The organism is Sulfurospirillum sp. SCADC (genome assembly GCF_000743525.1).
Classification (GTDB): Bacteria; Campylobacterota; Campylobacteria; order Campylobacterales; family Sulfurospirillaceae; genus Sulfurospirillum.
In genome coordinates this window covers 1-14465 of record NZ_JQGK01000015.1, presented here as the reverse complement: position 1 = coordinate 14465, position 14465 = coordinate 1, and the positions used below count along the sequence as shown (strand labels likewise).

The following is a 14465-nucleotide window of genomic DNA, read 5'->3' as shown; positions in this document are numbered from 1 at the left end:
AACTTCCAATAAAGCGAAGAGTTGTTACACTTCGTTAACTATTTATTAACATTATAAAGAGAATGAATACTTCATTAAGAAAAAAAGTGGGCCATATGAAAGTTTTAGTAACAGGCGGAGCGGGGTATATAGGCTCCCATACCTGCGTAGAGCTACAAAACGCAGGATTTGATGTCATCGTTTATGATAATTTTTCCAATAGTACCCCTGAAGTTTTAAAACGTGTAATGCAAATTACAGGTAAACAACTCTCCTTTATATCGGGTGATGTGCGTGATGAAGCGGCTCTTGAAAAAGCACTACTAGGATGTGATGCCGTCATTCATTTTGCAGGGCTTAAAGCTGTAGGTGAATCGGTTGAAAAACCATTAGAGTACTACGATAACAATGTGTATGGAACCCTCTGCCTCCTTCGCGTCATGCGAAAATTAAACATCAAAAAACTTATTTTTAGCTCTTCTGCCACCGTGTACGGCGACCCTGAATTTTTACCTTTCACTGAAAAACACCCCTTGCGAACGACGAATCCTTATGGTCAAACGAAGCTGGTCATTGAAGAGATGCTACGCGATCTTTTTCGCTCTGATCCAACGTGGCAGATCATGATTCTGCGCTATTTTAACCCTGTGGGTGCGCATGAGAGTGGGCTTATCGGCGAAGATCCGCAAGGCATTCCCAACAATCTGATGCCCTATATCGCACAAGTGGCGATTGGAAGACGTGAATGCGTTAATGTTTTTGGCAATGACTATGAAACCCGTGATGGCACAGGCGTAAGAGACTATATTCACGTCGCAGATCTCGCTTTGGGGCATGTCAAGGCACTTCAAAAACTCAGTACTCCTCAATGTACCGCTATTAATTTAGGTGCAGGAAAAGGGTACAGCGTTTTAGAGGTCATTAACGCCTTTTCAAAAATGAGTGGCAAAGAGATTCCTTACGTCATTCAACCAAGACGTGAGGGTGATATTGCAGAATTTTATTCAGATCCAACACTTGCTAGTACAGTACTTGATTGGCACGCCAAGTATGATTTGGCTACAATATGTACAGATATGTGGCGATTCCAGATAAAAAATCCTAAAGGGTATGAAGCATGAAAGGTATTATTTTAGCAGGTGGCAGTGGCACAAGACTTTATCCTATTACCAAAGGTGTAAGTAAGCAGCTTGTACCAATTTACGATAAACCGATGATTTATTATCCACTCTCTGTGTTAATGTTAGCAGGTATTACAGAGGTTTTGATTATTTCTACACCACAAGATTTACCACGTTTTGAAGAACTCTTGGGCGATGGAACGGATTTGGGTATGCAATTTAGCTACATAGTGCAACCAAGTCCCGATGGTCTTGCACAGGCATTTATTCTAGGGGCTGATTTTATAGGACAGGATAGTGTTTGTTTGGTTTTGGGTGATAATATTTTCTATGGTCAAGGACTGACGGGACTTTTAGAAAAATCGGTTCAAAATGTTGAGCAAGAAGGGAAAGCAACCGTTTTTGGTTACTATGTCAGTGATCCTGAACGTTATGGCGTTGCTGAGTTTGATAAAGAAGGTAATGTCATTAGCATTGAAGAAAAACCAAAAGAGCCTAAAAGTAAATATGCTGTTGTTGGCTTGTACTTTTATCCAAATTCTGTCGTTAAAATCGCACAAGGTATCAAACCCTCAGAGAGGGGAGAATTAGAGATTACAACAGTCAATCAGGCGTATCTTGCAGAGAAAAACCTCAAAGTGGAACTTATGGGACGAGGTTACGCATGGCTCGATACAGGAACGCATGAAAGCTTACTCGATGCAAGTATGTTTATACAGACGATTGAAAACAGACAAGGACTTAAAGTGGCTTGTTTGGAAGAGATAGCGTATGAGATGGGCTACATCAGCAAAGAAAAACTATTAGAACTTGCTAAACCACTTTTGAAAAACCAATATGGGCAGTATCTTATACGCCGTGCCAATGAAGGAAGGCTTTAGAATGAATTTTACAAGAACCAGCATACCCGATGTCATTATTATTGATCCAAAAATACATGGAGATGAGCGAGGGTATTTTGTAGAGACTTTCCGCCAAGATACATTTGAAGCATTTTTAGGTTTTAAGGTCAATTTTATTCAAGACAATGAGTCCAGAAGCCATCATGGAGTATTGCGAGGTCTACATTACCAATTAGCTCCCTTTGCACAATCAAAACTGGTTCGTGTTATTGATGGAAGAGTGCTAGATGTCGCTGTGGACATTCGTGTGGGTAGTCCAACCTTTGGTCAACATGTTGCCGTGGAGCTCAGTGGTAAAAACAAACGACAGATGTTTGTGCCTAGAGGTTTTGCGCATGGCTTTGTTGTGCTCAGTGAAACGTGTACCTTTACCTATAAAGTCGATAATTATTATGCGCCTGAGTGTGATCGAGGCATTTCATTTAAGGATTCCAACCTTGGAATTGATTGGCAAATTCCTCCAGAGCTTTTACATCTCTCCGCAAAAGACATAACACAACCCAAGCTTGAAGACACACTCGATCTTTTTGAGTATAAAGTGAATTATTATGCTTAATATCTTAGTGACAGGTTCGCGTGGACAATTAGGAAGTGAGATACATGAACTTTCTTGCGAGTATCCAAATACCTATTTTTTTACGGATAAAGAAGAACTTGATATTACGAATGAAAAAGCGCTTAGTCAGTATATAGAGCAGCATGCTATCGATGTTATTATCAACTGTGCCGCTTATACAGCCGTTGATAAAGCGGAAAGTGATGAAGATTTAGCCGATAAGATTAATCACCACGCCGTTAACTTTTTAGCAACCATAGCGAAAGCACAAAACATTAAACTCATTCATATCTCAACTGATTACGTTTTTGATGGAACGAGCCATAAACCTTATCTTGAAACAGACACAACAAACCCTCAATCGATTTATGGCAAAACTAAGCTTTCAGGTGAAAATGCACTCTTACATGTAAAGCTTCCAAACAGTGTCATTATCCGCACTTCTTGGGTTTACAGCAGTTACGGTGCCAACTTTGTCAAAACGATGCTTCGTTTAGGTAAAGAGAAAGAATCTTTAGGCGTCATTTTTGATCAAGTTGGAACGCCAACCTACGCAAAAGACTTAGCCAAAGCCATCTTGGAGATACTTCCAAAAATCAACAATACTTACACAGAAATCTATAACTATTCCAATGAAGGTGTGTGCAGTTGGTATGATTTTGCACAGGAGATTATGAAGATAGCAAAGCTTACATGTAAGATCAATCCTATTGAAACAACGCAGTATCCAACACCTGCTAAACGCCCTCCTTATTCGCTTTTAAACAAATCAAAAATCAAAAATGAGTACACGATAGAAATTCCTTACTGGAAAGATAGCTTAGAGGCATGTTTGCATAAAATGGGAGAGAGACAATAATGCGAAATATATTATTAACCGGAACAGCAGGATTTATCGGCTCCAATTTCGTGCCGTATTTTTTAGAAAAATATCCAGAGTACACGCTTATAAACCTAGACCTTCTAACCTATGCGGGCAATCTTGAAAACCTCAAAGAGTGCGAAGGCAACCCAAGATATAAATTTATCAAAGGCGATATCTGTAACCGTGAGCTAATCGAATTTATCTTCAACGAGTATGACATACAAGGAGTGATTCACTTTGCCGCAGAATCTCATGTGGACAACTCCATCAAAAACCCTGGAGTTTTTGTCCAAACCAATATCAACGGCACCTTCACGCTGCTTGATGTAGCGTACAAATACTGGATGGATAAACCCTTTACATGTAAAGCAAAATACAAAGATGCAAGGTTTCATCATATCTCAACCGATGAAGTGTATGGAACGCTTGGCGAGACGGGGCTTTTTACAGAAAATACGCCGTATGCCCCCAATTCACCGTACAGTGCTAGTAAAGCAAGCAGTGATATGTTAGTTCGAAGCTATCAAGAGACCTATGGACTTAACTCCGTGATAACAAATTGCTCGAACAATTATGGTCCCAAACAGCACGATGAAAAGCTCATCCCAACCATCATACGAAAAGCGCTTTCCAATAAGCCTATCCCCATTTATGGAGATGGTAAAAATATCCGCGATTGGCTTTATGTGTTAGATCATTGTAAGGGAATCGACTGTGTATACCACAGTGGAAAATCAGGACAAACTTATAATATCGGTGGCAGAAATGAGCGAACCAATTTACAAATAGTGGATCGCATCTGTACCATCTTAGATGAAAAAGTACCCAAAGAAAAAAGCTATAAAGAACTTATCACTTTTGTAGAAGACAGATCAGGACACGATAGACGTTATGCTATCGATGCTACAAAATTAGAAAATGAGCTTGGCTGGACAGCCGATGAGAATTTTGATAGTGGTATTGTGAAAACCATTGAGTGGTATTTAAGGAAATACAATTGAGATATATTAAAGCTTTTTATCGCTTTTTAAAAGATATTTATCAAAATAGAAGATTGCTTAAAGATTTGGTAAAAAATGACTTCAAATCACGTTACCTCAATAATTATCTTGGTATATTATGGGCTTTTATTCAACCCACTATCTCTGTGCTTATTTTTTGGTTTGTGTTTCAAGTGGGATTTAAAGCAGCACCTGTGCAAGATGTACCTTTTATCCTTTGGCTCATAGCTGGCATGATTCCTTGGTTTTTTCTCTCAGAAGCACTACCTTCGGCAACGAATGCTATCTTGGATAACAGCTTCTTGGTCAAAAAAATCGTGTTTCGAGTGAGTTTATTACCCATTGTTAAAATTACGTCAGCCGTGATCGTCCATCTCTTTTTTATGGTATTTATGATGTTCATGTATATGGTTTATGGGTATGAACCAAATCTTTATTGGTTGCAGATGTTTTATTATCTTTTTTCAGCCATTATTCTATTATTAGGACTTTCATGGATTACAAGTAGTGTCGTTATCTTTTTCCGCGACTTGGGTCAACTTGTCAGCATGTCCATACAGTTTGGTTTTTGGTTAACTCCCATTTTTTGGTCATTGACGATGGTTCCTGAAAAATATCGATGGCTCTTTGAACTCAACCCAGCACATTACATCACTCAAGGGTACCGCGATGCGCTTATCAACCATGTGTGGTTTTGGGAAAAGCCGATGGAAGCACTACTGTTTTGGGGAATCACATTGATTTTCTTCGCACTTGGTGCCATCGTATTTCGAAAACTCAGACCTCATTTTGCGGATGTGTTATGATGGTTTTAAATAATGTGAAGAAAAATATATTCTTTCAATATAGCTTAAAAGTTAAACAAGGCGAAATCTTATGAGCATTGATACAAGCTATTTTGATTTTATACAAGAACTCAAACAAAAAATCTACAGCGCCAAATCAAAAGCAATATTTTCTGCCAATAGATTGATGATAGAACTTTATTTTCAAATAGGCAAAGAAATTGTAGCCAAACAAGAAGTATTAGGTTGGGGAAAATCCATAGTCGAGCAGATGTCAAAAGACCTTATCAAAGAGTTTGGTGAAAAAAGTGGATATTCAACTCAGAATCTTTGGTATATGCGACAATTTTATCTTGCATATAAAGATAACCCAAATCTCCAACAAGCTGTTGGAGAAATTCCTTGGGCATCAAACATATTGATTTTTAGCAAATGTAAAGATGAGATTGAGCAAAAATATTACATAAAAAATAAGATCTACGCCATAAGAGGTGAACAAGTAATGCTGGATAAAGATTTGGCGGTTCTGTATGGAGTTGAGGCAAAAAGAATTAATGAAGCAGTTAAAAACAATGAAGATAAGTTTCATGATGATTTCTTTTTTGAATTAGCTGATGAAGAATTCGCTAAAACTAGAACTAATCCAAAAGTTTTTACAGAACAAGGTATGAATTTAATGTTAAATGCTAAATATTTAATTTTTACTAACAAGAAAGCTACATGAAACAAGAAAATATAATTTTGGATAAGTCTTTTACATTTGCAGTACGGATAATAAAGCTTTATAAATATTTGTGTGATGAGAAAAAAGAGTATATTCTTTCCAAACAACTTTTAAGATGTGGAACATCTATCGGCGCAAATATAAACGAAGCACAAGCTGGGCAAAGTAAAAATGATTTTATATCTAAAATGAGCATAGCAAGCAAAGAAGCTAGAGAAACAAAGTATTGGATAGACTTATTGGTTGAAACACACTATTTGAATATAAGTGAGAAGTATGTACAATCTATAACCCATGCTATAGAAGAGATTATTAAAATAACCACAAGTATTGTCAAATCAACTCAGGTAAATAAATGAATAATTCAACATTGAGTTTAGAACAACAATATCTTATATCTTTTTTTAATGAGATAAAAAACAAAGTATCCGTTGCTCAGCAAAAAGCAATTTTAGCTGTCAATGCGGAGTTGGTTCTTCTTTATTGGGAAATAGGCAATGGAATTTTGCAAATAAACAATTTGTGCAAGAGGTACATGCACAAATGAGCTGGTATAATAATCTAACTTTAAATTTGCACTATAAAAATATGAGAGTGGAACTATAATTAAGAAGCTAAAATGAAAATTGGTAGTGATTTACAACCAAATAATTATAAACTACTTGTTGAACAAATAGGTGATTTACTAACTCTTAGTAGAGAAAAAGTAGCCAAGAGTGTCAATACTATTTTGGTGCAAACTTATTGGGAGATAGGGAGATACATCGTAGAGTTTGAACAAAATGGAAATGAAAAAGCTGAGTATGGAACGGCACTTTTTGAAAGACTTTCAAAAGATTTAACGTTTGCCTATGGCAAGGGTTTTGGAAGATCAAACTTACTTTACATGAGAAAGTTTTATCTTACATTTCCAAAAAGTGGGACACTGTCCCACCAATTGACTTGGAGTCATTATTATGAGATATTAAAAGCTGACACTGAGCTTGAGATAGGTTTTTATGTGAAACAAACCCAAAAAGAAAAATGGAGTGTACGAGAGCTAAAGCGACAAATGAAAAGTATGTTGTTTCATCGTTTAGCACTGAGTTCTGATAAAGAAGGTGTTTTAAAATTGGCTACTGATGGGCATGAGATTGAACAAGCAGAAGACTTACTCAAAGATCCTTTTGTATTGGAGTTTTTAAATATACCAGAACAGTACCAATATCTTGAAAGTGATTTAGAAGAGCGACTTATTTCAAATTTACAACACTTTTTACTTGAACTTGGAAAAGGTTTTGCATTTATAGGGCGACAATATCGTATGAGTATTGGAGGAAAACATTTTAGAGTTGATTTACTTTTTTATCATCGAATACTCAAATGTTTTGTGTTGATTGATTTAAAACGAGGGGAAATTGATCATCAAGATATAGGGCAAATGAACCTTTATCTAAATTACTTCAAAAAAGAGGAAGCAACTGAGGGAGATAATGAGCCAGTGGGAATTATTTTAGGTGCATACAAAAATCATATTTTAGTAGAATATGCTACTGATAGTATCGAAAATAAAATACTTCTTGCAAAATATCAACTCTATCTTCCGCAAAAAGAACAGCTAGAAAAAGCTTTGAATAGGTTGCTAGAATCGTGAAAACTAAAATGAAATCAAATCCAATTCAAAATTCAAAATTCAAAATTAAGAATTAACCATGAACACCGCCATAAAAGTAAACCATCTAACCAAGATCTACAAACTCTATGATAAACCCATAGACCGCCTTAAAGAGTCCCTACACCCTTTGAAAAAGCAGTACCACAAGGACTTTTATGCTTTAAATGATGTCAGCTTTGAGATCAAAAAAGGTGAGACCGTTGGCATCATCGGTAAAAATGGGGCAGGAAAATCAACACTACTAAAGATCATCACTGGAGTGCTTAACCCTACCAGTGGAGGCGTACATGTAAACGGTCGTATCGCTTCATTGCTAGAACTTGGAGCGGGATTTAACCCAGAGTACACCGGTGTTGAAAATATCTACTTTCAAGGCTCTTTGATGGGTTATACACGAGCTGAGATGGAGGCAAAAGTAGAAGACATTCTAGCTTTTGCGGACATTGGTGACTTTGTTTATCAGCCTGTTAAAATGTACAGTAGCGGTATGTTCGCCCGTCTGGCGTTTGCCGTGGCTATCAATGTGGACCCAGATATTTTGATAGTGGATGAGGCTTTGAGTGTGGGGGATATGGCATTTCAAGAAAAATGTATTTTAAAAATGAAATCAATGCTAAATAGTAATCGATCCATTCTGTTCGTTAGTCATTCATTGCCAAGCATCAGAAATTTTTGTCATAAAGCAATCTGGGTCAAAGATGGAAAAATGGTTATGCAAAATGAAGCTCATGTTGTATGTGAAGCTTATTCCGACTATATGAAGCAATCAAATGACACAAAAGACAAACAAAAGATTGAAAAAAATACAATCATAGATAATCAGAAAAACGACAAAACAATAGCCATTCAAGATGTAGCACTTTCTAAATCAACATACTTTACTGATGAGGATATTGAACTAACGATTTCATTACGCTTCAATAAGGAAGCCTATGATTATGCAATCGGTGTTTTGATTTACGATGACGAAGGAAGACTGGTTACTTTATTTAACACAATTCGAGATGATATCAAAATCAACTCAATGGTAAACAATATAAAGCTATTAATACCAAAGAATGATTTTCTAGGGGGTGAATATTTTGTAACTGTTTCGATTTCTGACACACAAGGTATGTTTTCCTACGATAATGAAGATTATATTGCAAAATTTGATATAAAAAGCAAAATGGCACAAAGTAATCTGCCTATCTCAGAGGGCGTATTTAGATCTAAACATGAATGGAACCTTTAGGCGATGAAACTATCTGCAAGCATTAATTTTTTTAACGGAGAAGAGTTGCTTTGGTATACTGTAAAAAATATTCGTCCCCTAGTTAACCATCTATCAATAGTATATCAAGAAACAAGCAATTGGAATGAGCCTTTAAGCGATAATGCAAAAATGGTTATTCAAAAACTCAAAGATGGAAATTTGGTTGACGACTTTTTTTGTTTTACTCCAAACTTCAATAAGACACCAGCCGAAAATGAGTTTTCAAAAAGAGTAGTTGGATTAGAATTAGCAAAAAAAATAAATGCAACTCATTTTTTATTAATGGATGCAGATGAGTTTTATATCCCTGAACAGTTTGAAGATGCAAAAAAACTAATTGAGACTGAAGATATAACTTATAGTTGTGTGCATTCATACTTTTATCTTCACAAACCATATTATCGCTCAGAGACACCAGATACTACAAATGTTTGTTTTATAGCCAAAATAACCCCTGAATTATCTTTTGAATATCAAGGTATTTTTCCAGCCGAAATGGTTGATCCAACTCGTAGGTTAATCAATAAATCTGGAAAATTTAAGTTTTTTGATGCTGATGAAATTTCTATGCATCATATGAATTTTGTTCGTGAAAATTTCAATTCCAAATTAATTAACACAAGCAGTGCATCAAATCTAGAATTTATCAACAATGCAAAAAAAGCACTTACCCATTGGGAATGGCCTAGAAGTTTTTCTTTTCCAAACAAACCAACATACAATATAATCAAAGTAGAGGATAGATTTCATTTGGATAATATTGAATTAAAAAGTAAAGCAAAAATATTACTTACCAACCATTTCATTAGAGAATTTAGTGGATCGGAAATCGCTACACTTGACTTAGCTAAAGAGTTCTTGTCTCGGGAGTATGCTGTTACGGTAGGTACTTTTACTTTTGCCGATCCTTTAAAAGCAGAATTCGAGAAATTCAATATACGAATATTGGATCTCAATAATGCAACAGCGGAACATTTTGACCTAATCTGGGCACAACATTTTACAACTATTGATGCTTGCTTGATTGACATAGGGATCACAGCTGATAAAATTATTTTTTCTTCTCTTTCTCCATATGAATCCTTAGAATCCCCACCCCTTTCAACAGAAAAAGTTGATTTATTTTTGGCAAATTCCCTTGAAACAAAAAAGACTATGGTAGAGATGGGTCTAGACGATTCTATGATTGAAATTTTACCTAATCCTGTTTCAAATGATTTTTTTGTCAATAATTCTAAAAAGGATTTTTCTTTACAAAAAATTGCAATTGTCTCAAATCATATTCCATCAGAAATAAAAGAAGCTATTCCTCAATTAGAAAACAAAGGGATAGAAATTAAAATTTTTGGCATGGAGGGTGAATTTCGACTCATTACTCCTGATGTTTTAAGAGAATTTGATGCCATCATCACTATTGGACGAACCGTTCAATATTGTTTGGCAATGGGTATTCCAGTCTATTGTTATGATCGATTTGGAGGACCTGGGTGGATTGAAGAAGCCAATTTTCAGCTGGCAAGCGAATTTAATTTTTCTGGTCGATGCACAAATAGAAAAATTTCATCTGATGAGATAGTAACTGAACTCATACAGAATTTCGGAGATATGCAATTTAAAGTTACTTTTTGTCGTGATGTTGCTCTCAAAAACTATTCACTTTCAGATTCAGTAAGCAAAATAATGCAAAAGCTTACTTTTACCGAGAATAAAAATCCTCATCATTTATTCTTTAATATAGCAAAAAGACAACATATTTATCTCAACAACAACTCTAAACTGAATCTTTTTGCTCAGCTCTTCATGGACCAAGGCAAAGGCATAAGCGAAGAAAACTCCATTAAATTCCCAGTAGTACAAAACACGCAAACCCAAGAGTTTACCTTTGACCTCACTGACAAGCCAAACATCAAAGCCCTACGCCTTGACCCACTGAACGAGTGTTGTGTCATCGAGATAGAAAGCTTACATGTAAAGAAAGAAAATGAGACGATTGACCTTATGCCGCATGTCCATTCAAATGCTGAGATACATCATGGTAAAAGCTACTTTTTCACTACCGATGATTCACAGATGTACTTTAGTGAACACGCTGAAAGCGTCTTTGAAAATGCGCAAGCATTGGTAGTAGTTTTGCGATATGCCCATGTCGCAAAAGACGCTTTACATGTAAGCGTAAAGCAAAAAAATCAAGAGCTTGCGCACAAGGAACAAAACATCAACGCACTCAATCAAGAGCTTATATCGTTATACTTGAGTAAGAGAGTTGGATACTAACAAGACTATTAAGAAAAATTACAAGAATGATAAAAAAGATAAAAGGTATTTAAAATGAGTTTGAATAAAGAATATAAAATAATTAAATCATCTGGTTTATTTGATGCAATATACTATTTACAAGAATACGCGGATATTAGACAAGCAGATATTGACCCTTTAAAACATTTTTGTGAATGTGGTTGGAAAGAAGGACGAAATCCATCTGAAAAGTTTGATACAGATTTTTACCTTGAAACTCATCTTGATGTGCGAAATGCAGGGATAAATCCATTAGTTCATTTTATAAAGTATGGTGCTAAAGAAGGACGAAAGACGCATACTAAAAATAGCATAGTGATTGAGCATAAAGTCTCTAAAATCAAAAAGCTTGTAACTATTTTAAATCATGCCAAAAACAATCCACATCTTGTCAAGAAATTTTTAATAGAAGTTCGTCGAAAAGGTTTAAAAGAAGGGCTAAAAAAAGCTTCACAAGTAACGACCAAAATAGATAATGAACAAAAAAAAATGGAGACCTTGAAAACTTTTGATGATTTGGTAAAACTTTTTCACAATGAACCTAAAATTCCTTCATTTGTTATTAATAAACCAATTGATATTATCATTCCTGTCTACAATGGGTTTGAATATCTTGAACCTTTATTCTCAAGTATTATTAAAAATACAACTTTGCCCTATAGACTACTTATAGCTGATGATAAAAGTCCTGATGATAGGGTATTGACTTATTTAAAAGAATTTAATATAAATAATTCCGAGATAGCAATAATAATCATCGAGAATAAAGAAAATCTAGGATTTCTAAAAACTGTCAATAAACTTTCAAAACTAACAAAGAATCATTTTGTACTGCTAAACACCGACACAGAAGTTCCACCCCATTGGTTAGAGAGGCTAATGTATCCAATTTTTGAGATGAAAAATATTGCTAGCACTACACCATTTACAAATGCTGGTACGATTTGTAGTTTTCCAAATTATTTAGAAGATAATCCCATATTTGAGGGATTGAATGTTGAAAAAATAGATGAACACTTTCAATATGTAAATTTTGAAAAAACATATATAGAGATACCAACGGGTGTTGGTTTTTGTATGGGAGTTAACAAAAATCTAGTTCACAAAATAGGAATGTTTGATGAGGTTTATGGAAAAGGTTATTGTGAAGAGAATGATTGGTGTCAAAGAGCTATTAAAGAAGGGTATAAAAATATACACGTAACTAATTTATTTATTTATCATAAGCATGGTGGATCGTTTCCAAGTAAAGAAAAGCAGAGATTGATATCACAAAATCTCTCAGTTTTAAATCAAAAACACTCAAGCTATGATGAGCAAGTTCAAAGACTAGTTCAAAAAAATGAATTGGAAAATCTTAGATTATTCTTACAAATCAAAATACAAAATGCAAAATTAAATACTACAATAATAATCGACCATGCCTTAGGTGGCGGTGCAAATCATTATATAGATGAAGGTATGAGCAAGAGAATAGAAGCCAATAAAATGACAATTCTCATAAGATACGATTTTAATCTACTAAAAGTTTTTAATATTACATTTATAGCCAACCAAATTAACTATAAATTTTCGGCATCTAATTTAACAGAAATTTTTGAATTATTATCTGATTTTAAAATAAATGAGATTTTCATAAACTCATTGGTTTCATATCCAGATGTGCATGAGGCAATAAGTGAAATAATACAACTAAAAGAAAAAACAAATTCAAAAGTAGTATTGCCAATCCATGATTTTTTTCCCGTTTGTCCAAGCTACACGCTCTTAAATCAAGAGATGAAATACTGTGCAGTTCCAAATGATAAAAATATTTGTCATAATTGTTTAATTAATAATAAAAATGAATTTAAGATTTTTGAAAAAGAGACAGACATTCAAAGTTGGAGAAAATCATGGGAAAAAAATAGTTAATATATCTGATGAGATACTATGTTTTTCAAACTCCTCAAAAGATATATTTTTGAAAGCTTATCCTGATAGTATTGAAAAAATTATTGTTAAACCACATGATATATCGGGAAGATATGAAAAGATTTATAATCCAAATAATACATCAGAAATGATTACGATTGGGATCTTGGGTGGAATAAATGAAGCCAAAGGTGCTGGTATCGTTAAAGATTTAGTTTCACATATTGACAACAACAAAATAAATGCAAAAGTGATAGTGATTGGGCAGATATCGATTCCAATTAATTCTAAATCATTTAAAGTAACAGGTAGATATGATAAAAAAGATTTAGAAAGTATAGTTAGAAAATATAATATAACAAAGTTTCTAATACCGTCAATTTGGCCTGAAACATTTTCATATACTACGGATGAGATTATGCAAATGGGGTATCCTTTGATTGTTTTTGATTTGGGTGCTCCTGCGGAAAGAGTTCGGAATTATGAATTAGGAAGGGTTATAGAGATAGATAAAATAAATGAGGTGCTTTTTGGAAATTAGAACTTTAAATGATATATATGACAGAAAGAGCAACTCTTTTGATGATATTAGATTCATGTTGGCAACTTTGGTATTGTTTGTGCATTCATATGCTTTGTTGTATGGAGAATCTGGAGCAAAAGATTTTTTTATCACATTGGTTAATTATCAATTGGGATTGGGTTCAATAGCAGTCTATGGGTTTTTTGTATTGTCTGGTTTTTTTATGATTCAAAGTCTTGAATCTAATTCTTCATTATCAAGATATGCAAAAAATAGATTTTTAAGAATTATCCCTGCATTTTGGTTATCACTTGGAATATCTGCATTTATTCTAGTTCCAATTATTTCTGAATCTGCTAAAATTTTTAGCCTAGCAGATGGTTCTTCATTGGAATTTTTTATTAAAGCTGGATCTTTTCATATATTTGGATACTCTTGGACAATTACAGGCGCATTTCCTAATAATCCAATGATTGATGGCATAAATGGATCAATGTGGACGCTCAAACATGAGATAGCTTTATATTTTATATTACCATTTATTGTTTGGCTCACTCATGGCAAAAAGTATATACTTTTATTTTCTTTTGTATTATTTTTTATTTTAGCATTGGGAAATATTTTAAGTTCATTTATAATTTTCAGTATTCCGTGTTGTCGAGGATGGGTATTTGCTTCTAATGAATATTCTTCTTTTATAATTTTTTCATCCTATTTTTTTGCTGGTGTTGTATTGTATAAGTTTAAAGAGTACATAATAATGTCAAATAGATTAATATTATTTTTACCCAAACTGCTAGTTGCGAAGAAGGGTCTAAAAATTGCTTGAGACTCCATAAAAAGCCGTGGAGGGCACGTTTATGGAGCGAGACATTATAGCAGTTTACTGTT

General features: G+C 34.4%; 15 protein-coding genes. All 15 read left to right on the top strand.

The features are described from left to right. Positions 1-95: 95 nt before the first annotated feature. The 15 genes from galE (at position 96) to JU57_RS09910 (ending at position 14403) form a co-directional block, all read left to right on the top strand. Positions 96-1100 (top strand): UDP-glucose 4-epimerase GalE, encoded by a 1005-nt coding sequence (gene galE, locus JU57_RS09980; protein WP_037960430.1) that lies wholly within the window; start codon positions 96-98, stop codon positions 1098-1100. Continuing rightward, positions 1097-1981: a glucose-1-phosphate thymidylyltransferase RfbA gene (gene rfbA, locus JU57_RS09975; RefSeq protein WP_037960422.1), complete on the top strand. Its 885-nt coding sequence runs from the start codon at positions 1097-1099 to the stop codon at positions 1979-1981. The genes galE and rfbA overlap by 4 nt, the downstream gene beginning before the upstream one ends. A 1-nt stretch (position 1982) precedes the next feature. After that, positions 1983-2558 (top strand): dTDP-4-dehydrorhamnose 3,5-epimerase, encoded by a 576-nt coding sequence (rfbC, locus tag JU57_RS09970; RefSeq protein WP_037960419.1) that lies wholly within the window; start codon positions 1983-1985, stop codon positions 2556-2558. After that, the gene (gene rfbD, locus JU57_RS09965) at positions 2551-3417 is read left to right on the top strand and encodes a dTDP-4-dehydrorhamnose reductase (protein ID WP_037960417.1); all 867 of its coding nucleotides are present in this window, start codon (positions 2551-2553) and stop codon (positions 3415-3417) included. Before rfbC ends, rfbD begins: the two co-directional genes overlap by 8 nt. After that, positions 3417-4424, top strand: coding sequence for a dTDP-glucose 4,6-dehydratase (gene rfbB / locus JU57_RS09960; RefSeq protein WP_294877050.1), 1008 nt, complete (start codon positions 3417-3419; stop codon positions 4422-4424). Before rfbD ends, rfbB begins: the two co-directional genes overlap by 1 nt. Further along, positions 4421-5230 (top strand): ABC transporter permease, encoded by an 810-nt coding sequence (locus JU57_RS09955; RefSeq protein WP_037960412.1) that lies wholly within the window; start codon positions 4421-4423, stop codon positions 5228-5230. Before rfbB ends, JU57_RS09955 begins: the two co-directional genes overlap by 4 nt. A 70-nt stretch (positions 5231-5300) precedes the next feature. Beyond that, positions 5301-5933 carry a DUF1016 N-terminal domain-containing protein gene (locus tag JU57_RS13795; RefSeq protein WP_051906794.1) on the top strand — a complete coding sequence of 211 codons (633 nt, stop codon included), beginning with the start codon at positions 5301-5303 and terminating at the stop codon, positions 5931-5933. After that, complete coding sequence (locus JU57_RS09945) at positions 5930-6292, top strand: four helix bundle protein (protein WP_037960408.1); 363 nt, start codon at positions 5930-5932, stop codon at positions 6290-6292. The genes JU57_RS13795 and JU57_RS09945 overlap by 4 nt, the downstream gene beginning before the upstream one ends. Beyond that, the gene (locus tag JU57_RS09940; protein ID WP_037960405.1) at positions 6289-6480 is read left to right on the top strand and encodes a DUF1016 family protein; all 192 of its coding nucleotides are present in this window, start codon (positions 6289-6291) and stop codon (positions 6478-6480) included. The genes JU57_RS09945 and JU57_RS09940 overlap by 4 nt, the downstream gene beginning before the upstream one ends. A 72-nt stretch (positions 6481-6552) precedes the next feature. After that, the gene (locus tag JU57_RS09935) at positions 6553-7566 is read left to right on the top strand and encodes a PDDEXK nuclease domain-containing protein (RefSeq protein WP_037960402.1); all 1014 of its coding nucleotides are present in this window, start codon (positions 6553-6555) and stop codon (positions 7564-7566) included. A 58-nt stretch (positions 7567-7624) separates the two neighbouring features. Beyond that, positions 7625-8821 carry an ABC transporter ATP-binding protein gene (locus tag JU57_RS09930; RefSeq protein WP_037960400.1) on the top strand — a complete coding sequence of 399 codons (1197 nt, stop codon included), beginning with the start codon at positions 7625-7627 and terminating at the stop codon, positions 8819-8821. Between the two features lie 3 nt (positions 8822-8824). Next, complete coding sequence (locus tag JU57_RS09925) at positions 8825-11116, top strand: hypothetical protein (protein WP_037960397.1); 2292 nt, start codon at positions 8825-8827, stop codon at positions 11114-11116. Between the two features lie 54 nt (positions 11117-11170). After that, entirely contained in the window at positions 11171-13051 is a 1881-nt protein-coding gene (locus JU57_RS09920) for a glycosyltransferase family 2 protein (RefSeq protein ID WP_037960394.1), read from the top strand. Further along, complete coding sequence (locus JU57_RS09915) at positions 12996-13592, top strand: glycosyltransferase (protein WP_294877044.1); 597 nt, start codon at positions 12996-12998, stop codon at positions 13590-13592. Before JU57_RS09920 ends, JU57_RS09915 begins: the two co-directional genes overlap by 56 nt. Continuing rightward, a complete protein-coding gene (locus JU57_RS09910) occupies positions 13582-14403 on the top strand; it encodes an acyltransferase family protein (RefSeq protein WP_037960388.1) in 822 nt (273 codons plus the stop codon). Before JU57_RS09915 ends, JU57_RS09910 begins: the two co-directional genes overlap by 11 nt. Positions 14404-14465: the final 62 nt, after the last annotated feature.